Annotated in this window: 23 protein-coding genes and 1 tRNA gene; 8 read left to right on the plus strand and 16 right to left on the minus strand. The window is 71.0% G+C overall.

The features are described 5' to 3' along the window. Window positions 1-5: 5 nt before the first annotated feature. Both cydD and CP983_RS21850 read left to right on the plus strand, forming a co-directional pair. On the plus strand, window positions 6-3,512 hold the full coding sequence (gene cydD / locus CP983_RS21845; RefSeq protein ID WP_150501272.1) for a thiol reductant ABC exporter subunit CydD: 3,507 nt from the start codon (window positions 6-8) through the stop codon (window positions 3,510-3,512). Between the two features lie 113 nt (window positions 3,513-3,625). Beyond that, entirely contained in the window at window positions 3,626-4,690 is a 1,065-nt protein-coding gene (locus tag CP983_RS21850; RefSeq protein ID WP_150501274.1) for a M23 family metallopeptidase, read from the plus strand. A gap of 115 nt (window positions 4,691-4,805) precedes the next feature. Here CP983_RS21850 and CP983_RS21855 read toward each other — a convergent pair whose 3' ends face one another. From CP983_RS21855 to CP983_RS21885, 7 genes are all read right to left on the minus strand, one after another. Continuing rightward, entirely contained in the window at window positions 4,806-5,693 is an 888-nt protein-coding gene (locus CP983_RS21855) for an HAD hydrolase family protein (protein ID WP_189749029.1), read from the minus strand. Between the two features lie 130 nt (window positions 5,694-5,823). Further along, window positions 5,824-6,726 (minus strand): LLM class flavin-dependent oxidoreductase, encoded by a 903-nt coding sequence (locus CP983_RS21860; protein WP_107905012.1) that lies wholly within the window; start codon window positions 6,724-6,726, stop codon window positions 5,824-5,826. A gap of 41 nt (window positions 6,727-6,767) precedes the next feature. After that, entirely contained in the window at window positions 6,768-7,214 is a 447-nt protein-coding gene (locus CP983_RS21865; protein WP_125524484.1) for a hypothetical protein, read from the minus strand. 35 nt (window positions 7,215-7,249) lie between these two features. Then, complete coding sequence (locus tag CP983_RS21870; protein ID WP_150501278.1) at window positions 7,250-7,798, minus strand: RNA 2'-phosphotransferase; 549 nt, start codon at window positions 7,796-7,798, stop codon at window positions 7,250-7,252. Between the two features lie 122 nt (window positions 7,799-7,920). Next, window positions 7,921-8,853 carry a MerR family transcriptional regulator gene (locus CP983_RS21875; RefSeq protein ID WP_150501280.1) on the minus strand — a complete coding sequence of 311 codons (933 nt, stop codon included), beginning with the start codon at window positions 8,851-8,853 and terminating at the stop codon, window positions 7,921-7,923. Window positions 8,854-8,993: 140 nt separating this feature from the next. Next, window positions 8,994-10,751 (minus strand): SDR family oxidoreductase, encoded by a 1,758-nt coding sequence (locus CP983_RS21880; protein WP_150506784.1) that lies wholly within the window; start codon window positions 10,749-10,751, stop codon window positions 8,994-8,996. 8 nt (window positions 10,752-10,759) lie between these two features. After that, a complete protein-coding gene (locus tag CP983_RS21885) occupies window positions 10,760-11,611 on the minus strand; it encodes a M24 family metallopeptidase (protein WP_167537748.1) in 852 nt (283 codons plus the stop codon). 254 nt (window positions 11,612-11,865) lie between these two features. Between CP983_RS21885 and CP983_RS21890 the strand changes: the two genes are divergently transcribed. From CP983_RS21890 to CP983_RS21915, 6 genes are all read left to right on the plus strand, one after another. Continuing rightward, on the plus strand, window positions 11,866-12,849 hold the full coding sequence (locus tag CP983_RS21890; protein ID WP_107905017.1) for an ABC transporter ATP-binding protein: 984 nt from the start codon (window positions 11,866-11,868) through the stop codon (window positions 12,847-12,849). Further along, window positions 12,839-13,762 (plus strand): ABC transporter permease, encoded by a 924-nt coding sequence (locus tag CP983_RS21895; RefSeq protein WP_150501284.1) that lies wholly within the window; start codon window positions 12,839-12,841, stop codon window positions 13,760-13,762. Before CP983_RS21890 ends, CP983_RS21895 begins: the two co-directional genes overlap by 11 nt. Next, entirely contained in the window at window positions 13,759-14,670 is a 912-nt protein-coding gene (locus CP983_RS21900; protein WP_107905019.1) for an ABC transporter ATP-binding protein, read from the plus strand. The genes CP983_RS21895 and CP983_RS21900 overlap by 4 nt, the downstream gene beginning before the upstream one ends. Window positions 14,671-14,680: 10 nt before the next feature. Then, window positions 14,681-15,400, plus strand: coding sequence for an ABC transporter permease (locus CP983_RS21905; RefSeq protein WP_107905020.1), 720 nt, complete (start codon window positions 14,681-14,683; stop codon window positions 15,398-15,400). A gap of 142 nt (window positions 15,401-15,542) precedes the next feature. After that, window positions 15,543-15,785 carry an SGM_3592 family protein gene (locus CP983_RS21910; RefSeq protein ID WP_125524489.1) on the plus strand — a complete coding sequence of 81 codons (243 nt, stop codon included), beginning with the start codon at window positions 15,543-15,545 and terminating at the stop codon, window positions 15,783-15,785. A gap of 307 nt (window positions 15,786-16,092) precedes the next feature. Continuing rightward, a tRNA-Ser gene (locus tag CP983_RS21915) sits at window positions 16,093-16,177 on the plus strand. A gap of 116 nt (window positions 16,178-16,293) precedes the next feature. Here the strand turns inward: CP983_RS21915 and CP983_RS21920 are convergent. The 9 genes from CP983_RS21920 to CP983_RS21960 form a co-directional block, all read right to left on the minus strand. Continuing rightward, window positions 16,294-17,112, minus strand: a complete 819-nt coding sequence (locus tag CP983_RS21920; protein ID WP_107905022.1) for an HAD family hydrolase — start codon at window positions 17,110-17,112, stop codon at window positions 16,294-16,296. Continuing rightward, window positions 17,109-18,386 carry a serine--tRNA ligase gene (gene serS / locus CP983_RS21925; protein WP_125524491.1) on the minus strand — a complete coding sequence of 426 codons (1,278 nt, stop codon included), beginning with the start codon at window positions 18,384-18,386 and terminating at the stop codon, window positions 17,109-17,111. Before serS ends, CP983_RS21920 begins: the two co-directional genes overlap by 4 nt. A gap of 564 nt (window positions 18,387-18,950) precedes the next feature. Beyond that, the gene (pheA, locus tag CP983_RS21930) at window positions 18,951-19,883 is read right to left on the minus strand and encodes a prephenate dehydratase (RefSeq protein WP_030949852.1); all 933 of its coding nucleotides are present in this window, start codon (window positions 19,881-19,883) and stop codon (window positions 18,951-18,953) included. A 136-nt stretch (window positions 19,884-20,019) separates the two neighbouring features. Continuing rightward, window positions 20,020-21,357, minus strand: coding sequence for an iron uptake transporter deferrochelatase/peroxidase subunit (gene efeB, locus CP983_RS21935; protein WP_150501285.1), 1,338 nt, complete (start codon window positions 21,355-21,357; stop codon window positions 20,020-20,022). 8 nt (window positions 21,358-21,365) lie between these two features. Then, the gene (locus CP983_RS21940) at window positions 21,366-23,420 is read right to left on the minus strand and encodes a copper resistance CopC/CopD family protein (protein ID WP_150501287.1); all 2,055 of its coding nucleotides are present in this window, start codon (window positions 23,418-23,420) and stop codon (window positions 21,366-21,368) included. A gap of 13 nt (window positions 23,421-23,433) precedes the next feature. After that, window positions 23,434-23,889 carry a copper chaperone PCu(A)C gene (locus tag CP983_RS21945; RefSeq protein ID WP_150501289.1) on the minus strand — a complete coding sequence of 152 codons (456 nt, stop codon included), beginning with the start codon at window positions 23,887-23,889 and terminating at the stop codon, window positions 23,434-23,436. Beyond that, window positions 23,886-24,539, minus strand: a complete 654-nt coding sequence (locus tag CP983_RS21950) for an SCO family protein (RefSeq protein ID WP_150501291.1) — start codon at window positions 24,537-24,539, stop codon at window positions 23,886-23,888. Before CP983_RS21950 ends, CP983_RS21945 begins: the two co-directional genes overlap by 4 nt. A gap of 111 nt (window positions 24,540-24,650) precedes the next feature. After that, window positions 24,651-25,388, minus strand: coding sequence for a YcnI family copper-binding membrane protein (locus tag CP983_RS21955; RefSeq protein WP_150501293.1), 738 nt, complete (start codon window positions 25,386-25,388; stop codon window positions 24,651-24,653). A gap of 235 nt (window positions 25,389-25,623) precedes the next feature. Then, entirely contained in the window at window positions 25,624-26,463 is an 840-nt protein-coding gene (locus CP983_RS21960) for a hypothetical protein (protein ID WP_150501295.1), read from the minus strand. Between the last annotated feature and the right edge of the window lie 129 nt (window positions 26,464-26,592).

The raw sequence follows: 26,592 nt of genomic DNA on the forward strand, positions 1-26,592 counted from the left end.
TTCACGTGAAACCAATCGACCCGCGTCTCCTCCGGTACGCGCGCGCCACCCGCCTCTTCCTGATCGCGGTCGTCGGCCTGGGTGTCGTCGGGGCGGTACTGGTCATCGCGCAGGCGATGCTCATCGCCGAGGCGGTGGTGGGCGCGTTCCAGCAGGGCCTGTCCGCTGCTGAACTGCGCACTCCCCTGCTGCTGTTGGTGGCGGTCGCGGTCGGCCGTGCGGTGGTCGCCTGGCTCACGGAGCTGGCCGCCCACCGCGCGAGCGCGGCGGTGAAGTCGGAGCTGCGGGGGCGGTTGCTGGAGCGTTCCGCCGAGCTGGGTCCCGGGTGGCTCGGCGGACAGCGGACCGGGTCGCTGGTCGCCCTCGCCACCCGTGGCGTCGACGCCCTGGACGACTACTTCTCGCGCTATCTGCCGCAGCTGGGCCTCGCGGTCGTCGTGCCGATCGCGGTGCTGGCGCGGATCGTGACCGAGGACTGGGTCTCGGCGGCCATCATCGTCGGCACCCTGCCCCTCATCCCGGTCTTCATGATGCTGATCGGCTGGGCCACGCAGTCACGGATGGACCGTCAGTGGCAGTTGCTGTCGCGGCTGTCCGGCCACTTCCTCGACGTCGTCGCCGGCCTGCCGACCCTGAAGGTGTTCGGCCGGGCCAAGGCGCAGGCCGACTCGATCCGGCGGATCACCGGCGAGTACCGCAGGGCGACGATGCGCACCCTGCGGATCGCCTTCATCTCCTCGTTCGCGCTGGAGCTGCTCTCGACGCTGTCGGTGGCCCTGGTGGCCGTCACGATCGGCATGCGCCTCGTCCACGGCGAGATGCATCTGTACGACGGCCTGGTCATCCTCGTGCTGGCACCCGAGGCCTATCTGCCGCTGCGACAGGTCGGCGCCCAGTACCACGCGGCGGCCGAGGGGCTCTCCGCGGCGGAGGAGATCTTCGAGGTGCTGGAGACGCCGGTGCCGGCGTCCGGGACCGCGGCGGTGCCGACCGGCGGGGTGTCGTTCGAGGGCGTCTCCGTCCGCTACCCCGGCCGTACGGCCGACGCCGTTGCGGACGTGTCCTTCGCCGTCGAGCCCGGGGAGACGATCGCGCTCGTCGGGCCGAGCGGCGCCGGCAAGTCGACGCTGCTCAATGTGCTGCTGGGGTTCGTGCGGCCGACCGCGGGGCGGGTGCTGGTCGGGGGAGCCGATCTCACCGGACTCGATCTGGCGGAGTGGCGCTCGCGCATCGCCTGGGTGCCGCAGCGGCCGCATCTGTACGCCGGGACCATCGCCGAGAACGTACGGCTGGCGCGTCCCGACGCCGACGACACCGCTGTGCGACGGGCGCTGGCGGACGCCGGGGCGCTGGAGTTCGTGGACGCGCTGCCCGGGGGTGCCGACACCGTGCTGGGCGAGGACGGGACTGGGCTGTCCGCGGGCCAGCGGCAGCGGCTCGCGCTGGCCCGGGCGTTCCTCGCGGACCGGCCCGTCCTGCTGCTGGACGAGCCGACGGCCGCGCTTGACGGGGCCACCGAGGCCGAGGTCGTCGAGGCCGTGCGCCGGCTCGCCGTGGGGCGGACGGTGCTGCTGGTCGTGCACCGGCCGGCGCTGCTGGGGGTGGCGGACCGCGTGGTGCGGCTCGCCGAGCCCGCGGCACCCGATCGGGCGGAAGCCCTGCCCAAGTCCGAAGCGTCCGTCGTCCGTCGGGACGAGGGCGGTGAAACGCACGGAGAGCCCGCTCCCGCTGGTGCCGAGGACGTGCCGCTCGCCGCGGACGCGCGTGGTGCCCTCGCCCGCGTCCGTGCCATGTCCGGCCCCCGACGCGGCCGGCTCGCCCTCGCGCTGCTGCTCGGGAGCCTCGCGCTCGGCAGTGCCGTCGGGCTCATGGCCACCTCCGGCTGGCTGATCTCGCGGGCCTCGCAGCAGCCGCCCGTGCTCTATCTGATGGTGGCCGTGACGGCGACGCGGGCCTTCGGCATCGGGCGGGCCGTGTTCCGGTACGCCGAGCGCCTGGTGTCGCACGACGCGGTGCTGCGCATGCTGGCCGACACCCGGGTCGCCGTGTACCGGCGGCTGGAGCGGCTGGCACCTGCCGGGCTGCGCCGCACGCGACGGGGCGATCTGCTGTCGAGGCTCGTCGCCGATGTGGACGCGCTTCAGGACTACTGGCTGCGCTGGCTGCTGCCCGCGGCCGCCGCGACGGTCGTGTCCGCCGGCGCCGTCGGCTTCACGGCCTGGCTGCTGCCCGAGGCCGGTGCGGTGCTCGCGGCGGGGCTGCTGGCGGCCGGCCTCGGCGTCCCCCTCGTCACGGGTGCCGTAGCCCGCCGCGCCGAGCGCAGGCTGGCCCCCGCCCGGGGAGTCCTCGCGACGCGCGTGACGGATCTCCTCACCGGCACCGCGGAGCTGACCGTCGCAGGTGCGCTGCCCAGCCGTACGGCCGAGGCTCGCCGGGCCGACGGGACGCTCACCCGGATCGCCTCGCGGGCCGCCACCGCGACCGCACTCGGCGACGGGCTCACCGCGCTGATCTCCGGCCTGACCGTCGCCGCCACCGCCCTCGTGGGCGCCCAGGCGGTCGTGGACGGCCGGCTCAGCGGTGTGACGATGGCCGTCGTCGTCCTCACCCCGCTGGCCGCCTTCGAGGCGGTCCTGGGGCTCCCGCTCGCCGTGCAGTACCGCCAGCGGGTGCGCAAGAGCGCCGAGCGGGTCCACGAGGTCCTGGACGCACCCGAGCCCGTACGGGAACCGGAGCGTCCCCGGAAGGCGCCCGCATCGCCCTTCCCGGTCGCCGTCAGGGGCCTGACCGCCCGTCACGCGGGGCAGGACCGGGACGCGCTCGCAGGTCTCGACCTGACCCTGGAGGAAGGCCGCCGGATCGCCGTCGTCGGACCGTCCGGGTCCGGCAAGACGACGCTGGCGCAGGCGCTGCTGCGCTTCCTGGACACGGACGCGGGCTCGTACACGCTGGGCGGCGTCGACGCCCACGCGCTGGACGGCGACGACGTACGGCGGCTGGTCGGGCTGTGCGCGCAGGACGCGCACCTCTTCGACAGCTCCGTGCGCGAGAACCTGCTCCTCGCCAGGAAGGACGCCACCGAGGCCGACCTGCGTGACGCCCTGGGCCGGGCGCGGCTGCTGGACTGGGCCGACGGTCTGCCCGACGGCCTTGACACGCTCGTGGGCGAGCACGGGGCGCGGCTGTCGGGCGGTCAGCGGCAGCGGCTGGCGCTGGCCCGCGCACTCCTCGCGGACTTCCCCGTCCTCGTGCTCGACGAGCCCGCCGAGCATCTGGACCTCCCGACCGCAGACGCCCTCACCGCCGACCTGCTGGCCGCCACCGAGGGCCGTACGACACTGCTCATCACCCACCGGCTGGCCGGCCTGGACGCCGTGGACGAGGTGGTCGTGCTGGACGAGGGACGCGTGGTGCAGCGGGGCGCGTTCGCGGAGCTGGCCGCCACGGACGGGCCGTTGCGGGCGATGGTGGAGCGGGAGGAAGCGGCCGACCTGTTGGTGGGGGTTGCGTAGCCCGCGGATCTCCCCGGCGCGTCAGCCGCGCACTGGACCGTCCGCGTCAATTGTCCCCCAGGTGTACGACCTGAACGAGGCCCCGGCGCGACTTGCGGGTCAGGATCGCTGACATGCGCTCATATCGCTGTCGCCTTCGCGTCGTTCCGGCGCTGCTGTGCGCGCTCGCGCTCCTGGTGGCCAGGCCCGCGGACGCCGTCGCCGACGACTCGGACACCCACGGGGGCAGCGGCCTCGGCCTCAGTGCCCAAGTGGTGAAGCTCTACGAGGACGTGGCGCGGGCGACGAAGCGGTACGAGGCGGGGCGGCAGGAGGCCGAGGGGCACCGGGCGCAGGCGCAGCGGATCGAGGGGCTGCTCGACCGCGAGCGGCGGGAGATCGGCGTCCTGCGCGAGGACCTGGGCCGGATCGCCCGCGCCCAGTACCGCACCAGTGGCGGCATGCCGCTGACCGCGCAGCTCATCCTCGCGTCGAGCCCCGAGCAGTTGATGCGCGGTCAGCATGTGTTCTCGCAGACGAACATGGCCGTCAACAACTCCATCGAGAAGAGCCGTCGCGCCGAGAAGCAGCTCGCCAAGGACGAGGCCAAGGCCGCGAAGGCGTGGCACGGCCTGGAGAAACGCAACGCCGAACTCGCCGAGCTCAAGAGCGGCATCGAGCAGAAGCTCGAGGAGGCGCGGTGGGAGTTGCAGGGGCAGGCCGACTCCTTCGTGGCCGCCGGGTCCTGCCCCGGTGCCGTGCGCCTGGACCAGGAGGAGACGGACTTCGACGGCGCGTGGGCCACGCCGGTGGAGACGTACGAGCTGTCCGCCTCGTTCGGCAGCGGCGGGTCGCGGTGGGCCCACCGGCACACCGGGCAGGACTTCGCGGTGCCGATCGGCACGCCGGTGCGTGCGGCCGGGGACGGGCGCGTGGCCAAGGTGTCGTGCGGTGGGGCGTTCGGCATGCAGGTCGTCGTCCAGCACTCGGACGGCTACTACACGCAGTACGCCCATCTCGCCTCGGTCGCCGTCGACCAGGGCGACCGCGTCGACACCGGGCAGTGGATCGGCCAGTCCGGCACCAGCGGCAACTCCACCGGCCCGCATCTGCACTTCGAGGTGCGGATCACCCCGGAGATGGGCTCGGCGGTGGATCCGGCGCCGTGGCTGGCGGACCGGGGAGCGCCGCTCGGTTAGGGCCGGACGTTTTCCCGCGGATCATGCCGCGCGGCCGGGGCCAGGGGCCGTCCCGCGGGTCACGCCGCTCGGCGCGGACCAGGGCCGGTCCGGCGCATCAGGCCGGAGGAGCGGGCTAGCCGCGCTCGGCCAGCATCTGCTCGATGACGACCGCGACCCCGTCCTCGTTGTTGGCGACGGTCCTTCCCGACGCGGCGGCGACGACGTCCGGGTGGGCGTTGCCCATCGCGTACGACCGGCCGGCCCACGTCAGCATCTCGACGTCGTTGGGCATGTCCCCGAAGGCCACGACCTCCTCGTGCGAGATCCCGCGCTCGGCACAGCACAGGGCCAGCGTGCTCGCCTTGGAGACGCCGGGGCCGCTGATCTCCAGCAGGGCGCTGGGGCTGGAGCGGGTGACATTGGCGCGGTCGCCGATGGCGAGGCGGGCCAGGGTGAGGAAGGCGTCGGGGTTGAGCGTGGGGTGGTAGGCGAGGATCTTGAGCACGGGCTCACGGCCACCGGGGGCGTCCGGAGCCAGGAGGTCCTCGGCAGGCGCGAGCTCGTCCGGTATCTCCATGTGCAGCTTGGGATAGTCCGGCTCCTGGTAGAAGCCGTACGTCTGCTCCACCGCGTACACCGTGCCCGGCGCCGAGTCCCGCAGCAGTCCTACGGCGTCCACCGCGTTCTCCCGCGCCAGTTCCCGCACCTTCACGAACCGGTGGGCGCCGGGACCGCCGTGCAGGTCGACCACGGCGGCGCCGTTGCCGCAGATCGCCAGGCCATGACCGTGCACATGGTCGCTGACGACGTCCATCCAGCGGGCGGGGCGGCCGGTGACGAAGAACACCTCGATGCCCGCCTCCTCGGCGGCGGCCAGCGCGGCGACCGTACGTGGGGAGACGGACTTGTCGTCCCGCAGCAGGGTGCCGTCCAGGTCGGTGGCGATGAGCCGCGGGCGCACGGCGGCGTCCGGGTTCTGGGGCTGTCGAGTCGCTGAGGTCACCGCGTCATTCTCCCGCATATGCCTGCACGGTCGTGCGGCAGTCCGCACATCTGAGGTGGTCCCTGAGGAGATACCGCCCCTGAGAACACCGCCGGCAGTGCCCTCACCAGCACTGTCGCGCCCGACTCACACACCGCGGACGTTGTACTCACCGCAGCTGTGCCGCCGCTTCCATGGCGATCTGCTCGAAGACCTTCTCGTCGGCCGCGAAGTCCGAGTCGGCGATCGGCCAGTGGACCACGATCTCGGTGAATCCGAGTTCCTGGTGGCGCCCCGCGAAGTCCACGAACGCGTCGAGAGACTCCAGCACACCGCTGCGCTCCGGGGTGAATCCGGTGAGCAGCACCTTGTCGAGGCCGGCCACGTCCCGGCCGATCGCGGCGCAGGCGTCGGACAGCTTCTCGACCTGCCCGCGAATGGCTTGAAACGACTGCTCGGGGGTGCCGCTCTCGCTCACCTTCGGGTCGCCCGTGGTCACCCAGGCCTGCCCGTACTGCGCCGCAAGCCGCAGCCCGCGCGGCCCTGTCGCGGCCACCGCGAAGGGCAGCCGGGGCCGCTGCACACAGCCCGGGATGTTGCGGGCCTCGTGGGCCGAGTAGAAGTCGCCCTGGTAGGACACCGAGTCCTCGGAGAGCAGACGGTCCAGCAGCGTCACGAACTCGGCGAAGCGGTCGGCACGCTCACGCGGCGTCCAGGGCTCCTGGGCGAGCGTGGTGGCGTCGAAGCCGGTGCCGCCGGCGCCGATGCCGAGCGTGATCCGCCCGTCCGAGACGTCGTCGAGGGAGATCAGTTCCTTGGCGAGGGTCACCGGGTGCCGGAAGTTCGGCGAGGTCACGAGGGTGCCCAGCCGCAGCTGGTCGGTGACGGCCGCGGCGGCGGTCAGCGTCGGCACGGCACCGAACCAGGGGCCGTCCCGGAAGCTGCGCCAGGACAGGTGGTCGTAGGTGTACGCGGCGTGGAAACCGAGCTGCTCCGCGCGCTGCCATGCCTTGCGGCCCCCTTCGGACCAGCGGCGGTACGGGAGGATCACGGTGCTCAGGCGCAGACTCATGAGTCGAGCGTATGCGGCCGAATGAGTTTCACGTGAAACGGTCACCGCACGCGGCTGCTCAGCCACGGAGTGAGGGTGATCATCGGCATGAATTCGCGATGGGTCCGGTCGCCCGGCAGCGGCACGATCAGGAAGTAGCCCGGCGGGAAGCGGCGCGCCTTGACGTGGGCGAGGCCGTCGTAGAGGGAGCGGAGGAAGGCGGGCACGTCGTCGCGCGGGACGTCGGGGCACTCGACGCCCTCGACGGTGATCAGCGCGTCGTCCTCCGGGAAGAGCCGCACGCTCACCCGGGGCGAGCCGCCCAGATCGACGTATGCCTCGTGGGGCAGCGAGCCGTCCGGGTCCATGGTGATGCCGACGCCCGCGGCGCTGCGCCGGGAGGTCTGGTCGGCGCCGATGTCATGGCTCACCTCGATCTCGCGGCCGTACTCGGCGGCGAGGGTGCGGAGCGCGGTGACGGCGGACTCGGTGGTGGGAAATTGGTCCATACCACTGATCATGCCGGACCGGGGTCCCGGGAGGGTCAGTGCGGCTCCGGAAAGCGCAGGTACTGCGGCGGCACGCCCTTCGTCAGCCACACCCCGTTCGCGCTGACGTGGAAGACATGGCCGTCGCGGTGCATCGCGCCGGTGTCCACGGAGAGCACCACGGGGCGGCCGCGGCGGGCGCCGACCCGGGTCGCGGTCTCGCGGTCGGCCGAGAGGTGCACGTCGTGCCGGTTCATCGGCCTGAGCCCCTCGCTGCGGATCGCGTCCAGGTTGCGGTCCACGGTGCCGTGGTAGAGGTACGGCGGCGGGGTCGCCGGGGGCAGGCCGAGGTCCACTTCGACGCTGTGCCCCTGGCTGGCCCGGATCCGGGTGCCCTCGATCGCGAAGCGCTTCTTGTCGTTGGCGGCGACCACGTGATCCAGCTCTTCTCGGGTGAACCGGAATCCGTGCGCGGTCGCGGCGGCGATCAGCGTGTCGATCTCGACCCAGCCGCCCTCGTCGAGGACCAGTCCGATGCGCTCGGGCTGGTGGCGCAGGTGCTTCGAGAGATACTTCGACACCTTCACGGTGCGTCTTTCGTCCATGGCAATAGCCTGCCGGGCGCGACCTGAATCACGCGAATGATTTCACTCTCGATGTTTGATCCACAACCAAGTGCGGTTATCCACAGGGGAATTGGCGATTCTGTGGACAACGAGCGGTCACTTCAAGGGGTTTCGTCAAGATCACCTGATGGGCTGTGATTTGCGGTGAGTCGGTCCAAGGACCTTGCCCGCACCTCACGTTCGGCGGCCAGTGTGATGAACTCGGCGGCCTGCTCCGGGCCAACCAAGGCTTCCACGGCCTGCATTGTCTCGGCCGGAATCGCCACATTTCGATCAATTTTCAGGGTGTCCGGTTCTTCGCCCGCCCCCAGGCGCTGCCGCAGGTGCCGCCCCGCCAACAGACGCATCGCACGCGCGAGTTCCGCGTCCACCGTGTGCTGCGCGAGCGGGCGCAGCCGTCGTACCAGTGAGGCCGCTTCGGCCGCTTCTGCCTCCGTGGGACGGTGCGGTCCGTCGAGGTAGCGGGCGAAGACGTGCTCGGTGGTGAACTCAAGGAAACGGGCCGCGATGTGCTCGACCTGACCCCTCAACTCCCTGAGGTGGCCCGAGATCGCGGAAAGGGGCACGCCCGCGGCGTACAACTCGACGGCCACGGCGAGCTCTTGAGGGCTCGGGACGACGAAGGTGTCCGCGTCGCCGGGGACCGGCTCCAGGACGCCGAGCTCCACGGCGTCGGCCACGGCCGCGTCGTCCGGGGCGCCGCCGAAGCGCTCGTTCAACTCGGCGCGGGAGATGCGCACCGCCTCCTCGTCGCTCCACGGCCCGTCCACCTCGGCGGCCAGCCCGAGCACTCCGCCCAGGCCGCGGCCGGCGTCCCAGGCCTCCAGGAGCTCCTTGATGGAGGCCAGGGTGTAGCCGCGGTCGAGGAGGTCGGCGATCTGGCGCAGCCGGACGAGATGGGCGTCGGAGTAGAGGTTGGCGCGGCCCCGGCGTTCGGGGCGGGGGAGCAGGCCCCGGTCCTGGTAGGCGCGGATGGTGCGGACGGTGGCACCGCTGAGGTGTGCCAGATCCTCGATCCGGTAGGTCTTGTCCACGCCGGTCCACCTCCGCCCGCATCCGAGGGCCACCGCACCGACCCTCCCGCCCAGCTCAACAGCCCTCTCGGGGAGGGCCCGACACCCCGCTCCCCCGCGAACCCCTCAACGCCCGCGCACAGTTCCCGCGCCCCCAGGACTCACAACGGCGGTTCGAGCCGGGCGATCCTGCGCAGCGCCCTCGGCGTGAACCGCGACATCAGATACGCCCCGCGCGCCTCCGGCGTCACCGGCACGACGGCCTCGCCGCGCACCACCGCCCGCAGGATCGCGTCGGCGACCTTCTCCGGCGGATAGTTCCGCAGCCCGTACAGCCGCGCGGACCTCTTCTGGCGCCGCTTCTCCTCCTCGGCGTCGACGCCGGCGAAGTGCGCGGTCGAGGTGATGTTGGTGTTGACCAGCCCCGGGCATATCGCCGTGACACCGATGCCCTGCCCCGCGAGCTCCGCGCGCAGACACTCGCTCAGCATCAGCACTGCCGCCTTGGAGGTGCTGTACGCGGGCAGCGCCTTGGAGGGCTGGAAGGCCGCCGCCGACGCGGTGTTGACGATGTGGCCGCCCTGTCCGCGCTCGGCCATCTGCTTGCCGAAGAGCCGGCAGCCGTGGATGACGCCCCACAGATTGACGTCGAGGACCTTCTTCCAGTCCTCGGGTGTGGTGTCGAAGAAGGACCCCGACAGACCGATCCCGGCGTTGTTCACCAGTACGTCCACCACGCCGTACTCGGCGGCCACCCGCGCGGCGAGCTTCTCCATGGCCTGCTCGTCGGAGACGTCGACCGTCTCCGCCCACGCCTCGGGCGCCCCGATCAGCCGGGACATCTCGGCGGTGCGGCCCGCGGACTCCGCGTCCCGGTCGACGGCCACCACGCGCGCGCCGGCCTCGGCGAACGCGTACGCCGTCGCCCGCCCGATGCCGCTGCCCGCGCCGGTGACCAGCACGAGCTGCCCGCCGAAGCGGTCGGCGTACTTCCCGGTCGCCGTCACGCCCGCCGGCCGCCCGCCCTCGACGGATGTGACGAACTCCGTGATCCAGGAGACCAGTTGGTCGGGTCGGGTGCGCGGTATCCAGTGCTTCGCCGACAGCGTGCGCCGGGTCAGCTGCGGAACCCACAGCTCCAGGTCGTCGTAGAGCTTCTCGGACAGGAAGGCGTCCCCGAGGGGCGTGATGAGCTGCACGGGCGCGTGCGCGTACGCGTCCTGGCGTGGCCGGGTCAGCCGGGGCCGTACGTTGTCGCGGTACAGCCATGCCCCGCGTGCCGCGTCCGTCGGCAGCGACGGGGTCGGGTAGTCGCCGCCGGGGACCTGCTCCACGCGCTCCAGGATGCGCGGCCAGCGCTTGCCGAGGGGGCCTCGCCAGGCCAGCTCGGGCAGCACGGGCGCGTGCAGCAGGTACACGTACCAGGACTTGGCGCCCTGGCCGAGCAGCTGGCCCACGCGGCGCGGGGTGGGCCGCTTGACGCGCTGGTTGATCCAGTGGCCGAAGTGGTCCAGGGACGGCCCCGACATCGAGGTGAAGGAGGCGATCCGGCCCTCGGTGCGCTTGACCGTGGCGAACTCCCAGGACTGCACCGAGCCCCAGTCGTGCCCGACCAGGTGCACGGGCCGGTCCGGGCTGACCGCGTCCGCGACGGCGAGGAAGTCGTCCGTCAGCTTCTCCAGCGTGAACCCGCCCCGCAGCGGCTGCGGCGGCGTGGACCGGCCGTGGCCGCGGACGTCGTACAGCACGACATGGAAGCGGTCGGCCAGTCGCGGGGCGACCTCGGACCACACCTCCTTGCTGTCCGGATAGCCGTGCACCAGGATCACCGTCGGCTGCCCGGGGTCGCCCAGTTCGGCGACGCACAGCTCGACGCCGCCGGTCCGTACGACGCGCTCGCGCGCGCCCTGAAGAGTCAACGGCACCGTCACTTCTCCTCCGCCCAGCGCCGCACGTGCGGCAGATCGTCGTCCAGCCAGAAGGCGCTCTGCTCGGGGTCCGCGGAGTCGGTGACGACCAGGATCTCCTCGAACTTCGCGCCCGTGCCCCGGAAACCGAGGTGGGGTTCGACCGCCCACAGGCCCGGCTGCGGCGGGTGGTCGGAGAAGCGGTACGGCGACCACAGCGGGGACCAGCCCTCGCGGTGGCCGTGCAGCGCGTCGCTCGCCAGGCCCTTCAGGGACTGGGTGCCGAACCCGAACACATGCGCCGACCAGCGGCGTTCCGCGACCCGGTCGACCTTGTGCGCGATCACGCCGAAGGGATAGGCGCGGTGCCGGTTGGCGTAGCCCTGGCGGACCATGAGCCGGTCCACGTCCTCGTAGATCTCCCGCAGCGGCCGCCGTTCGCGCACCTCGCGCAGGATCAGCTCCCGGTGCGCCTCCAGGTCGGCCATCAGCTTGTCCTGGACCGGGTTGATGCCGAGCGAGCCGGAGTAGCCGATGTCGGCCGTGCAGCCGTCGTACACCGGGGCCATGTCCAGGATGAACGGCATCCCGGGCTCCAGCCGGCGGTTGGTGGGGAAGAACTGCAGCGGGATCCGGAAGTTCACGAACGCCGTGCGGTCCCCGAACCAGGCGAAGGGCAGATGGAACCAGTCGCGGACGCCGCGCTCACGCAGCCACTCCCGCTGCATGCGCGCCGCCTCGCGCTCGGTGATGCCCGGCTCCAGCCGGGCCGCTACGGCCTCCGCGCACTCGTACGCCAGGCGCTGGACCCTTCTGAACCCCTGCAACTCCGCGGACGCCACCGGTCGCTCGTCCGAAACCGCCGTAGTCATGCCACCGCCCCACCTGTCCACACCGACTGCGGTACGTGTCCGTAACTTGACACCGGTGAATGTGACAGTTGTTAGAGGCTGCGTCAATAGGGCTGCCGAAGGCTGTGGAAAACCCCCATGATGTGGAAAACCGGGGCGTCGTTGTTCGACCTCAGGGTGACCCCTAGGGCCCCGTAGTCCTGGAGGTTGACTTCAAGACAGCTCTGCGGGGTGACGTCCGGCGTGGCCGGTGTCACTACCTTCGTGGTGTGACTGTGATCGCGACCGAAAGCCTGAGCAAGCGGTTCCCCAGGGTGACCGCGCTTGACCGGCTGACCATGGACATCGGGCCCGGGGTGACCGGACTCGTCGGAGCCAATGGAGCCGGCAAGTCCACCATGATCAAGATCCTGCTGGGTCTGTCCCCCGCCACCGAGGGCCGTGCCGAAGTGCTCGGACTCGACGTCGCCACCAAGGGCGGCGCCATCCGCGAGCGGGTCGGCTACATGCCGGAGCACGACTGCCTGCCGCCCGACGTCTCGGCCACCGAGTTCGTCGTGCACATGGCCCGGATGTCCGGACTGCCGCCCACCGCCGCGCGCGAGCGCACCGCGGACACGCTGCGCCACGTCGGCCTGTACGAGGAGCGCTACCGCCCCATCGGCGGCTACTCGACCGGCATGAAGCAGCGCGTGAAGCTGGCGCAGGCCCTGGTGCACGACCCGCAGCTGGTGTTCCTGGACGAGCCGACCAACGGCCTCGACCCGGTCGGCCGGGACGAGATGCTCGGCCTGATCCGGCGCATCTACTCCGACTTCGGCATCTCGGTCCTGGTCACCTCGCACCTGCTGGGCGAGCTGGAGCGCACCTGCGACCACGTCGTCGTCATCGACGGCGGCAAGCTCCTGCGGTCCAGCTCCACCACCGACTTCACCCAGACCACGACGACCCTCGCCATCGAGGTCACTGACAGCGACGACCACCCGGACGGCACCCGCGCGGTGCGCGACGCGCTCCAGGGGCGCGGGGTGGACGTCCTCGACGGCAGCGGCGGCCTCCCCGGCGCCGGCCACATCCTGCTGCTCACCGCGCAGGGCGAGGAGACCTACGACCTGGTGCGTGACGTCGTCGCCGACCTCGGGCTGGGACTGGTGCGCATGGAACAGCGCCGGCACCACATCTCGGAGGTCTTCACCGACGGCGAGCAGAGCACCGCCACCGGCGAACAGCGGAAGGAGGCCGTCGGCCATGGCAATTGAGCACCCCGTAGCCGCGAAGACGGGTGACCAGACCCGGATCCACAACATCGGCTACCGCAACTACGACGGCCCCCGCCTCGGCCGCTCCTACGCGACCCGCTCGCTGTACTCGCAGTCCCTGCGCGGTGCCTACGGCCTCGGCCGCTCGGTGAAGTCCAAGGTGCTGCCGATGCTGCTGTTCGTGGTCATGTGCGTGCCCGCGGCCATCATGGTCGCCGTCGCGGTCGCCACCAAGGCCAAGGACCTGCCCGTCGACTACACGCGCTACGCGATCATCATGCAGGCCGTGATCAGCCTGTACGTCGCTTCGCAGGCACCCCAGGCCGTCTCCCGCGACCTGCGCTTCAAGACCGTGCCGCTGTACTTCTCGCGGCCGATCGAGACCGCCGACTACGTCCGGGCGAAGTTCGCGGCCCTGGCTTCCGCGCTGTTCATCCTCACCGCGGCCCCCCTGCTGGTGCTCTACGTGGGTGCGCTGCTGGCCAAGCTGGACTTCGCCGACCAGACCAAGGGATTCGCGCAGGGACTCGTCTCCGTGACACTGCTCTCACTGCTGTTCGCCGGCATCGGCCTGGTCATCGCGTCCGTCACGCCGCGCCGCGGCTTCGGCATCGCCGCCGTGATCGCCGTGATGACCATCTCCTACGGAGCCGTCTCCACGCTCCAGGCCATCGCCGACGCACAGTCCCTCAACGGCGGGGGCGGCTCCGGCGCCATCGCCTGGATCGGCCTCTTCTCGCCGGTCACGCTCATCGACGGTGTGCAGTCCGCCTTCCTCGGCGCGACCTCCGCCTTCCCCGGCGGGGTGGGCCCGAGCAACGGCGAAGGCGTCGTCTACGTCCTCGTCAGCCTGGGCCTGATCGCGGCCTGCTACGGCCTCCTGATGCGCCGCTACAAGAAGGTGGGACTGTGACCACGCTCCAGATCGACCACGTCTCCCGCTGGTTCGGCAACGTGGTCGCCGTCAACGACATCACCATGACGATCGGCCCCGGCGTCACCGGCCTCCTCGGCCCCAACGGCGCCGGAAAGTCCACCCTCATCAACATGATGGGCGGCTTCCTCGCTCCCTCCACCGGCACCGTCACCCTCGACGGACAGCAGGTGTGGCGCAACGAGTCGATCTACAAGCACATCGGCATCGTCCCCGAGCGCGAGGCGATGTACGACTTCCTCACCGGCCGCGAATTCGTGGTCGCCAACGCCGAGTTGCACGGCCTGGGCGACAAGGCGGCCCAGAAGGCGCTGGCCACGGTCGAGATGGAGTACGCGCAGGACCGCAAGATCCAGACGTACTCCAAGGGCATGCGCCAGCGCGTGAAGATGGCGAGCGCCCTGGTGCACAACCCCTCGCTGCTGCTGCTCGACGAGCCCTTCAACGGCATGGACCCGCGTCAGCGCATGCAGTTGATGGACCTGCTGCGCAGGATGGGCGACGAGGGCCGCACGGTGCTGTTCTCCTCCCACATCCTCGAAGAGGTCGAGCAACTCGCCCGGCACATCGAGGTCGTGGTCGCCGGACGGCACGCGGCCAGCGGTGACTTCCGCAAGATCCGCCGCCTGATGACCGACCGCCCGCACCGCTACCTGGTGCGCTCCAGCGACGACCGCACCCTCGCGGCCGCGCTGATCGCCGACCCGTCGACGTCCGGCATCGAGGTCGACCTGGCCGAGGGCGCGCTGCACATCCAGGCCGTCGACTTCGGCCGCTTCACCACGCTGCTGCCGAGGGTGGCGCGCGACCACGGCATCCGCCTGCTCACGGTCTCGCCGTCCGACGAGTCCCTCGAGTCCGTCTTCTCGTATCTGGTCGCGGCGTAGGAGGCCGAAGATGTACGACCCCACAGTCGCCAGGCTCACCTATCGAGCCCTGCTCGGCCGCCGCCGGGCCCTCATTCTGGGCGCGCTTCCCATGCTGCTCATCGCGATCTCGATCGTGGTGCGCGCGCTCGCCGGAGCCGACGACCAGACCGCGTCCGACCTGCTCGGCGGGCTGGCGCTGGCCACCATGGTGCCGATCATCGGCGTCATCGCCGGCACCGGCGCGATCGGGCCGGAGATCGACGACGGCTCGGTGGTGTACCTGCTGTCCAAGCCGCTCAAGCGCCCGACGATCATCTTCACCAAGCTGATCGTGGCGATCGCCGTGACGATGGTGTTCTCGGCGCTGCCCACCTTCATCGCCGGCTACATCCTCAACGGCAACGGCCAGCAGATCGCCGTCGCCTACACGGTCGCCGCGCTGGTCGCCTCCATCGCCTACGCCGCGATCTTCCTGCTGCTGGGCACGGTGTCCCGGCACGCGGTGGTCTTCGGTCTGGTCTACGCACTCGTCTGGGAGGCCCTGTTCGGCTCCCTGGTCGAGGGCGCGCGCACCCTCAGCGTCCAGCAGTGGTCGCTGGCGGTCGCGCAGAAGGTCGCCGGCGGGGACATGGTCACGTCCGACGTCGGTCTGACGACGGCCACGGTGCTGCTCGTGGTGGTCACCGTGCTCGCGACCTGGTACGCGGGCCAGAAGCTGCGGTCCCTGACACTCGCCGGCGAGGAGTGAGCAGGCGGGAGTGAGCAGGCCGGGAAAGAGAAGCGGGGCGTAAAGGAGCGGGCCCCCGAGCGGGCCCGCTCTTGACGGAGGCTTCACCCGTGTCCGGGCACACTGGGCGAACGGGGTGCACTGCACGAACTGGAGGACGGGGATGGCAGCCGGCAGGTCACCGCACGAGGATCGCGAACAGTCCGGGGACGACACCTGGGACGACCTGGTCCTGGACGACGACTTCATCCGCGCCGCCGAGACCGCGGAACCCTCCGCCCGGGCCCGGATGCTGGCCGAGCGCTGGCGCCGGGAGGAGCCCGAACCGCAGCCGTGGCGCTCCGACGAACCGCCCGCCGGGTGGTTCTTCAGCAAGGCGCGACGACGCAAGTGGCGCCGCGGGTAAGGGGCGTGAGGCGCCGCAGGTGAGGGGGCGTGCGGCGTCCCTCCCGGGCCCTTTATTCGGTGGCGCCCAACTCGGCCTCCAGGCACAGTGGTCATGTCCACATCGCCGGACGGTGAGTCCGGCGCCACGTTCTGGGAGAGGAGCCGGACGATGTCCATGCACGGCAGTACGTCCAGCTCCCGTCAGGGCAGCCGGCGGCGGACTCCGGGGTAATCCCTACTCCTCCGTAGAGCCCGAATCGCACGGGGAGCTGCCCGGGGCGGCCGCTTCGAGCACGCGATGTCGCTCTCGCGTGGGCCGCCCACCCGGAGGATTGGCCGAGTGGTAAGGCACTGGCTTGCTAAGCCATGGTCGGGTGAAAGCCCGCGCACGTTCGATCCGTGCATCCTCCGCAAGACGCTGTCACCGCGATCGCGCAGGACCTTGTAGCCAGGGACGAGCGAACCGACCCGAGGGGCGCGGGGAACTGCGCGATCAGCCACAGAGGGCACGCAGTCACTCGACGGCCTCAGCCCAGCAGACGCTCCAGCACCACCGCGATCCCGTCCTCCTCGTTGGAGGACGTCACCTCGTCGGCCACCGCCTTGAGTTCCTCGTGGGCGTTGGCCATGGCCACGCTGTGAGCCGCCCAGCCGAACATCGGTACGTCGTTCGGCATGTCGCCGAAGGCGATCGTGTCGGCGGCCTTCAGGCCCAGCCGACGCGCGGCCAGCGACAGCCCCGTCGCCTTCGACAGGCCCAGCGGGAGCAGTTCCACGATGCCGGCACCGGCCATCGCGACGTTCACGAAACCGCCCGCGGCCTGCCGGGCCGCCTCCGCCAGCGCGTCGTCCGACAGCTCCGGATGCTGTATGTAGATCTTGTTCAGCGGGGCGGCCCACAGATCGGCCACGTCCGTGAACGGCGTCGTGGGGAGGCTGCCGGTGAGCGTGTACCCCGGGCCCGCGATGACATCGCCCTCCAGCCCGTCCCGGCTCGCCGCCAGGTACAGCGGCCCGACCTCGGCCTCGATCTTCGCGAGGGCGACTCCCGCCAGCTGCCGGTCCAGGGTCACCGACGTCAGCAGGCGGTGCTCCCCGGCGTCGTACACCTGCGCTCCCTGGCCGCACACGGCGAGGCCGTGGTAGCCGAGGTCGTCGAGGATGTGCCGGGTCCACGGGACGGCGCGGCCGGTGACGACGATGTGCGCGGCACCGGCCTGAGTGGCCGCCGCGAGGGCGTCACGGGTGCGCCGGGAGACCGACTCGTCGGAGCGCAGGAGCGTTCCGTCGAGGTCGGTCGCGATCAGCCGGTAGGGGAAGGCCCCGGAGACAGACGCAGTGCTCACTTCGAGACCGGTTCCAGGACCTCACGGCCGCCCAGGTACGGGCGCAGCATCTCGGGCACCCGGACGGAGCCGTCGGCCTGCTGGTGGTTCTCCAGGATCGCCACGATGGTGCGCGGTACGGCGCACAGCGTGCCGTTCAGCGTCGCCAGCGGCTGGACCTTCTTGCCGTCGCGCATGCGCACGGACAGCCGGCGTGCCTGGAAGCCGTCGCAGTTGGACGCCGAGGTCAGCTCGCGGTACTTGCCCTGGGTCGGGATCCACGCCTCGCAGTCGTACTTGCGGGAGGCAGACGCGCCCAGGTCGCCCGAGGCCACGTCGATGACCTGGAAGGGCAGCTCGAGGCCGGTGAGCCACTGCTTCTCCCACTCCAGGAGCCGCTTGTGCTCGTTCTCCGCGTCCTCGGGGGCGACGTAGGAGAACATCTCGACCTTGTCGAACTGGTGCACGCGGAAGATGCCGCGGGTGTCCTTGCCGTACGTGCCGGCCTCGCGGCGGAAGCACGGCGAGAAGCCGGCGTAGCGCAGCGGCAGCTTGTCCGCGTCGAGGATCTCGTCCATGTGGTACGCGGCGAGCGGGACCTCGGAGGTGCCGACCAGGTAGTAGTCGTCCTTCTCCAGGTGGTAGACGTTCTCCGCGGCCTGGCCGAGGAAGCCGGTGCCCTCCATGGCGCGCGGGCGGACCAGCGCGGGGGTGAGCATCGGGATGAAGCCGGCCTCGGTGGCCTGCGCGATCGCCGCGTTGACCAGCGCCAGCTCCAGCAGGGCGCCGACGCCGGTGAGGTAGTAGAAGCGGGAGCCGGACACCTTGGCGCCGCGCTCCACGTCGATGGCGCCCAGCGCCTCGCCGAGCTCCAGGTGGTCCTTGGGCTCGAAGCCCTCGGCACCGAAGTCGCGGATCGTGCCGTGCGTCTCCAGGACGACGAAGTCCTCCTCGCCGCCCACGGGGACGTCGGGGTGGACGAGGTTGCCGAGCTGCGCCGCGAGGCGCTTGGTCTCCTCGTCGGCGTCGTTCTGCGCGGCCTCGGCGGCCTTGACGTCGGCCTTGAGCTGCTCCGCCTTCTTCAGGAGCTCGGCGCGCTCCTCGGGAGAGGCCTTGGGGATGAGCTTGCCGAGCGACTTCTGCTCGGAACGCAGCTCGTCGAAGCGGACGCCGGACGACCTGCGCCGCTCGTCGGCAGACAGGAGGGCGTCGACGAGCGCGACGTCCTCTCCACGGGCGCGCTGCGAGGCGCGCACTCGGTCGGGGTCCTCACGAAGCAGGCGAAGGTCAATCACGCGCTCAAGGCTACCGGGGCGGGGTGACAGCCCACGACCCGCTATTCCGAACCGCGGCTTACGTTCCGTTATGGGGGAATTGCGAGGTGTGTCAATAAAAGGCGTCTCACTCCCTGGAACGGGTAAGGCGCGAGGTCCCTGGTTGACTCGAATCCCTTGTGGAGAGCGGGACTTGGGCCTCGGTTGTCCACAGGGATCCCCAGCCCCCGAAGAGTTATCCACAGGCTGTGTGGAAGAACTGTGGATGCCGGAATTGATCACTCCGTAACGCGATGATCAAGTTGAGGATTCCCAGGACAAACCCTCCCCACCCGCACTTTCGAGTGGAAAACGGTCGCCCCAAAGGATTGCCCAAAGGAAAAGAGTGGACGAAGGGTGACTTGCCTTCTGATGGACTCCGGGGCGGCCTGGGGAGCGACTTGTCGACAGACTCACCCTCGCTTATCGACTTGTCCCCAGGTCGAGATGAGCACCTGTGGATAACCTCTGTGGATAACGATAATCGGCTGGTAGTACCGGCTGGAAACCCGCACGGAAGCGGCCCCGGAGCAGCGGGGGAACCCCTCAGAACCGCCCGTCCTGGCAGCGCGCCACCCAGTCGGCCGCCGACACGAACGCCTCGTCCGACGTCCCGAGGCGCGGCTGCTCCGCGTCCCCGGGCTTGATGTCCGCACGCGGGTACGAGCCCAGGAAGCGCACCTCCAGGCAGATCCGCTTGAGCCCCATCAGCGCCTCGGCCACCCGGCGGTCGGAGATGTGGCCCTCGGCGTCGATGCAGAAGCAGTAGTTGCCGATGCCCGCGCCGGTCGGCCGGGACTGGAGCAGCATCAGGTTGATGCCGCGCGTGGCGAACTCGCCCAGAAGATCACGCAGTCCACCGGGATGGTCGTCGCGCTGCCACAGCACGACGGACGTCTTGTCCGCACCGGACGGAGCGGCGGGCCGTGCGGGCCGGCCCACCAGCACGAACCGGGTCTGGGCGTTCTCCGCGTCGTGGATCCCGGTCTCCAGGGCCTCCAGGCCGTACAGCGCGGCGGCGAACTCACCGGCGAAGGCCGCGTCGTACTGGCCCTCCTGGACCAGACGGGCGGCGTCCGCGTTGGACGCGGCCGACTCCCAGTGGGCGTCGGGGAGGTTGTTCTTGAGCCAGTTGCGCACCTGGGGCTGGGCGGCCGGGTGCGCGGAGACCGTCTTGATGTCCGAGAGCTTCGTACCCGGCCTGACCAGCAACGCGAAGGTGATCGACAGCAGCACCTCGCGGTAGATCATCAGCGGCGCGCCCGCGACCAGCTCGTCGAGCGTGGTCGTGATGCCGCCCTCGACGGAGTTCTCGATCGGTACGAACGCGGCCTCGGCCTCGCCGACGCGCACCGCGTCCAGCGCGGACTGCACGGACACGTAGGGGATCAGTTCCCGGGTCGCGGCCTCGGGAAGCGTGCGCAGGGCGGCCTCGGTGAAGGTGCCCTCGGGGCCGAGATAGGCATAGCTCGCTGGCATGACCTCACCCTAATGGGCCTAGTGAAACCCGGCGCACGCCTCTTGGCCCCGCGCCACCCCTGAGGGCGACCTCACTCTCGTACGACCGACCTCGCTGTCGTACGACTGTGCCGAACCCGTACGAGCCCCGGCGCCGTCAGCCCTCCAGCAGGCGCTGCCCCACGTACTCGCCCTCCGCCGCGCCGCCCGGCACCGCGAACAGGCCGCTGGACTCGTGGCGGATGTACTTCGACAGGGCGTCGCCCCGGTCGAGCTTGCGCTGGACGGTGACGAAGCCGCGCAGCGGGTCGGCCTGCCAGCACACGAAGAGCAGACCCGCGTCGGGCACGCCGTCCGCGCCGATGCCGTCGTGGTACGAGAACGGGCGCCGCAGCATCGCCGCCCCGCCGTTCTGGTCGGGCCGGGTGATACGGGCATGGGCGTTGATGGGGACGACCAGATTCCCCGCCTTGTCCGTCTTCTCCAGGTCCATCCCGGTCGTCTCGGTGCCGCCGGACAGCGGCGCCCCGTCGGACTTGCGGCGCCCGATGACCTGCTCCTGCGCCTTGACCGAGAGCTGCTCCCAGTCGTCGAGGAGCATCCGGATACGGCGTACGACGGCGTAGGAGCCGTTCGCCATCCAGGCAGGGTCCTTCGAGCCGGACTGCGGCACGAAGATCCGCCGGTCGAAGTCGGCCTCGGCCGGCTTGGGATTGCGCGTGCCGTCCATCTGGCCCATCAGATTGCGGGCCGTCATCGGGGACGAGGTGGCACCCGGCGAGCGGTTGAAGCCGTTCATCTGCCAGCGCACCTTGGCGGCCCTGCCCGCGTCCTTCTGGATCGCGCGCAGGGCGTGGAAGGCGACCAACGCGTCATCGGCACCGATCTGCACCCACAGATCGCCGTTGCTGCGCGCCTTGTCGAGCCGGTCGGAGGAGAAGTCGGGCAGCGGGTCCAGGGCGACGGGCCGCTGCTTCTCCAGGCCGGTCCGCGCGAAGAAGCCGAAGCCGAAGCCGAAGGTGATCGTCAGCGACGAGGGTCCGGCGTCCAGGGCGACATCCGTGTCACCCTGCTGGGCCGCCTCGCCCGCCATCAGCCGCCGTGCCGTCTCCGACCAGCGGCGCAGCAACGCCGCCGCCTCCTTGCGGCCCGCGCCCGCCGCCAGGTCGAAGGCGACGAGGTGACCGCGTGCCTGGAGCCCCTGGAGGATGCCGGGCTGATGTTTCCCGTGAAACATCACCTGACCGGCCCCCAGCGAGGCGAGCGGCGTCGCCTCGGCGGGCCGGGCGGCGTACCCCACGGCCCCGCCCGCCGCGCCGAGCACCAGCCCGGTGGCACCGGCGGTGCCGAGCAGCCGCCGACGCGAGAGAACTCCCGCGCGGGAGGTGTCGTCGCCGGCGCCGCCATTAAGTGGCACCTCGCCCTTGGACGCCGCCTCGGGCGCCGCCTTGGGCGTCCGCGGTGCGCGGGCCTCCGGAATGGACTGGTCAGCCATGGTGAAGGTCAGCCGATCTGCGCGTTCTTGGAGACGGTGGTCTGGTCGATGTCGGAGGTCCGCACGGTCACGGAGACCTTCCACTCACCGGCCATGGGGATCTGCACCCCGCTCGCCGACCAGTGTCCGGTGGTGATGTGGTCCGGGACGACCGGCAGCGGCCCGATGTCCTGGGACTCAAGGGTGAAGGCGACCTTCACCTCGGGGATGTCGAAGGCACGGCCGTTGGGCCGCTGCACGTACACATGCATCTCGTTGCCGCCCACGCGCGCGGGGTCGAGGTCGACCCGTACGACGCCCTTGCCGTCCTCGCCGCCGGTGTCGAAGGACATGTCCAGGGTCAGCGCCCCCGCCGACGACGCGTCCGCCGCCGAGGCCGAGGTGGCGGCCTTGGCCTCCTCCTCCGTACGGCCCGGCTCGGTCGACGTCAGCATGGTGGTGACGGCGAGCAGGACGACGGCGACACCCGCCTCGGCGAGCACCGAGCGGCGCAGTCCGAACCGGTTCGGGTCGGCGTCGCGCCGCTCCTTGCGCCGTGCCGTGTCGATCGCGGCCCGCTGCCGGGCGAGCTGGGCGGCCCGCTCGGATTCGCCGTCCGCCTTGTCGGACCCGGCGGCGCCCTTCTTGCCGGAAGCCGCGGCGCCCTTCCCGGCAGAGGCCGAGGCAGAGGCGGAGCCGGAGCCGGAACCCGAGGCACCCGCACGCGCGGGCTCCTTCTCGTCGGCGTCGGCGTCGGCGTCGGCGTCGGTCTCGGCGTCAGTGTCGGTGTCGGCGTCAGTGTCGGTGTCGGCGACCGCGACCGGGTCGGACTCCTCCCGCGGCTTCACCACGACGGCCTCGGCCAGCCGCCCGGTCCACCGCCGCGAGACCCACGCGATCCCCACCAGCACGGCGACGAGCCCGATCTTGACCAGCAGCAGCTGCCCGTACCGCGTGTCGGTGAACGCCGTCCACGAACCGAGCTGACGCCACGACTGGTAGATCCCGGTCGCGACCAGCGCGAGCACGCTGCCGAACGCCAGGCGCGAGAACCGGCGTACGGCCAAGGCGTCGACCGGGGTGTCCGCGGGCGCCCGGTAGAGGGCGACGAGCAGCGCGGCCAGCCCGCCGAGCCAGCCCGCGACGGCCAGCAGATGGATGATGTCGACCGGCATCGCGATGCCCGCCTGGAGCCCGGTCGAGGCGTGCTCGGACATCGCCCAGCTCGCCGCGAGCCCCGCCGACACCACGACCCCGCCGACGGCGAGCCCGAAGGTCAGGTCCCGCTTCTCCTCGTCCTCGCGCTTCTCGTACGCCCCGAACAGCACCGCGATGAACAGCGCCGCCGCGGCGAGCAGCAGCAGGCGGGACACCAGTGCCGCACCGGTCTTGGTCTGGAGCACCTGCCCGAGCAGGTCCAGGTCGAAGACGTCGCCGACCTTGCCGCTGCCGGTGTACGAGCCGCGCAGGAGCAGCAGTCCGAGCGTGGCGGCGGTCAGCGCCAGCCAGCCGGCGACGGTGAGCCGCTGGAGCGCCCGCACGCCCGCCCCGCGCTGCCAGCAGGCGAGCACGAAGGCGGCGCCGCCGACCATGACGATGAAGCCGGCGTACGACACGTACCGCCCGAAGCCGTAGAGCGTGCCGACGACTCCGCCGCCCGCGGTCTGCCCGGAGACGGAGACGGTGGTCTGGGAGGGCGCGCCGATGGAGAAGGTGTAGGCGCCTGCGACGGGATGGCTGTCCTCGGACACCACCTGGTAGGTGACGGTGTACGTGCCGTCGGGCAGGCCGCCGTGGAGCTTCACGGCGTACGTCGTGCCGGTGAGGTTGGCCGGGTCGCCGCGGTCGACGCGCTTGCCCTTGGGGTCGAGCACCCGCAGGGAGTCGCCGGACAGGGCGACCTTCTCGGAGAAGGTCAGTGACACCTGCGTCGGGGCCTTGTCGACCACCGCGCCCTGCTGCGGGGCGCTGCCGGTCACCGCGGCGTGCGCGGAGACCGGCCCGGCACCGGCGAAGAGCAGGCCGGTGGCGGCCAGGAGCAGCAGCACCAACGTCCGGACGCGGGGTGCGATGGTCTGGGTCAAGGCGATCTCTCCCTCAGTGTCCGGTCTTCGGGTTGTACGTCGCCGACTTCACCGGCATCTTGACCGTGACGGTGCCGGACTCGGTGAAGTGGAGCTTCACGGTCACCGTCTCGCCCTGCATCGGCTTTCGCTTCAGCTTCTCGAACATCAGATGGTTTCCGCCGCTCTTGAACACGAGTTGACCGTGTGCGGGGACGGGAAGGTCCTTCGCCTCCTGCATCGAGGAGTCGACGGTCTCGTGGGCGGTCACGTCACCGACGTCGCTGGTCACGGACGTCAACTTGTCCTTCGTACCGCCCTTGTTGATGACCGTCAGATAGCCGGCCGCCATGGACTCGGAGACGGGCTGCGGCATGTAGGCGCCGCTGACCGACACCTCGGCCGCGGAGTCCTTGCCGTCCTCGGAGCCGCAGCCCGCGAGGACGAGGGCCCCGGTCAGTACCGCGACGGGCGCCACGACACGCCTCACGGCTTCTCACCCTTGATCAGCTTGGGGAGGTCCTTGGTGTAGTCGTCGACGCTCGCGTCCTCGGTGTAGAGGACGTATCCGGCGTCGGTCTTCGGCGAGAAGGCCACGACCTGGGTGCCGTGGGTGGAGACCGTCTTGCCGTTCTTGTCCTTGTGCGGCGCCTCGATGGAGATGCCGAGGGTGCGGGCGCCGGCCTGGATGGTGGCGAAGTCGCCGGTCAGGCCCACGACCTGGGAGTCGATGCCCTTGAGCCACTTGCCGAGCGCGGGAGCGGTGTCGCGCTCCGGGTCGGTGGTGACGAACACGACGTTCAGCTCGTCCTGCTCGGCTTTGGGCAGCTGCTTCTTGGCGACGGCGATGTTGTTCATCGTCAGCGGGCAGACGTCAGGGCAGTTGGTGTAGCCGAAGTAGATCAGCGTCGGCTTGCCCTGGGTCTCCTTGCGGAGGTCGTACTTCTTGCCGTTGGTGTCGGTGAGGACCAGGTCCGGCTTCTCGAACGGCTTGTCGAGGACGATGGCCGCCCTGTCCGAGCCGGGTTCCTCGGAGACCACGGTCACGGGCGAGGCGTCGTCGTCGCCGTTGCCGCAGGCGGTCAGGGTCAGGGTCGCGGCGGCGAGCAGGGCGGCCGCGGCGATGGTCTTCTTACGCATGCCAGGTCTTCTTACGCATAGAAAAATGTCCTAGTTGTTCAAGTCGGCCCGTGGGCGGGGGCTCCGGCGCGCACCAGGGGTGCCCGGTGCGCGCCGGAGCCGGAAGGGCCGTCAGGCGTCGGTGCGCCGACGGCCGGCGAGCACGCCGTACGCCACGCCCAGCGCGCCGACGACGATGCCGACGACACCGAGGACGCGGGCGGTGGTGTCACTGCTGTCGGCGGGCTCGGCGGCCTCGGTCTTCGCGGCGGCCGCCTCGGCGTCGTCGGAGTCGGAGGCCTTGTCGGCGGCGGAGGAGCCGTGGTGGCCCTCCTCGGCGGCGGACAGCGCGAGCACCGGAGCCGGGTTCTCGGGCTCCTCCTGGCCCTCCTGCGGGACCTCGATCCAGCGCACGACCTCCTTGTTGGAGTACGTCTGGATCGCCTTGAAGGCGAGTTCGTCGGTGTCCTCGGGAAGCTGGCCGATGGAGACCGGGAACTTCTGGAAGAAGCCTTCCTTGATGCCCTCGCCGGTGGCGGTCCAGGTGATCTTGGAGACCGCCTCGGAGATCTTCTCGCCGTGCATCTCGATGGGCTTGTCGAGCTTGGACTTGACGACCTTGACGTCCCAGCCGTCGATCGCTTCCGGCATCGCGGAGGCCAGCGGGTGGTCGGTCGGGAAGCTGACCTCGAGCTTGGTGGTCCTGGCGTTGTCGCGCTCGTTGGGCACCTTGAAGTCGACGACCGCGTAACCGCCCTTGGCGGCGGTGCCCTCGGGCTGCACGCTGACGTGGGCGAAGGCGGGCACGGACAGGGCGAGAACGGCCGTGCCGGCGAGGGCGCCTGCGGCGGCGATACGAGAGGCCTTCATGCGATGCACTCCACTGTGAGTGAGATTCGGGTTCCGGTGGTGAAGAGGAGTACGCGCGCGTGGTGGTGCCCGATCAGCGGGAAAGCCGGGAAGTCCGGCGGCAGGAGATCCCTGGACCGGGAACTCGCGCACGCACGCGTGCCGCACGACGGCGGCCTCTGGAGCCCACGGAAGTGAAAGCACACTCCAGGGAAGGGGAGTGAGCCCACGGAGGTGGAGCGAAGGTCGCGTCGTGTCAGGCGGCGAGGGCGAGCACGTCGGCCGGCGGGCCGCGCCTGATCACCGTGTGCTGGAGAGCGGCGGTGCGTGGCGCGCGGCGCGCGGGGGACTCGGTGCGCAGGAAGCGCGGGCCCGCCTCGGGTGCGCCCGGGAGCCCGGCACGCAGGGCGCGCACCAGAGCGAGCGCCCCGCGCAGGGAACGTACGAAAGCCCCCTCGGCGACCGAGTGCGCCGACAGGGCGGACATCTCGACTATCCGCAGCAGGGCCAGGTCTCCGCGCCGCAGCAGCCATCCGGCGACGACCGCCGCGAGTACGTGGGCGAGCACCATCGGAAGGGACGGCAGCAGGGAGGTGCTGAGGCCGGTGCCGCCGGCCGCGGACATGCCGTCCGCGGACGCGTGCGAGGCATGCGCCCCCGTGGCCGGGCCGATCCGCGCGTCGGTGAGGATCCGCTGGGCCTGGGCGGGGCTGATGGCCGCCGCGGCGGTGCCGCACACGAGCCGCGCGGCTCGCGCGACGAGCGCGGCGTCGGACATGGAGCCGGACCCGGAGGCCGCGGACGGCGCGCTCACCGTCACATGCTGACCCAGCCCGAACAGCGTGTGCAGCACGGTCTGGCCGACCGCGAGCAGCGCCGCGATGCCCGGCAGCGAGCGCTCACGCCCCGCGAACGGCAGGGCCACGACCAGGACTCCGAGGAACCCGGCGCCCAGCGTCCACATCGGAATCGTGGCGCAGGAGCCGAGCACGTGCCCGACCCCGGCCAGCACGACGCAGACCGCGGCGAACACCGCGGCCCGCAGGACCCGGAGATCGCTTCCGGACCGCGCCGTGCGCGCGTGGGGGGCAGTCATGGCGGGCTCATCATCGCACTGGCCTTATGACCGCCATACGGCAGGTCCGCAAGATGAGGTACGGGCGGTTGGGGAGGAACGAGAAGTACGGGGTATACGGGCCCGTAGAAACCGGAAGATCACCTTCTG

Origin of the sequence: Streptomyces chartreusis, from assembly GCF_008704715.1 — a bacterium.
Taxonomy (GTDB): Bacteria; Actinomycetota; Actinomycetes; order Streptomycetales; family Streptomycetaceae; genus Streptomyces; species Streptomyces chartreusis.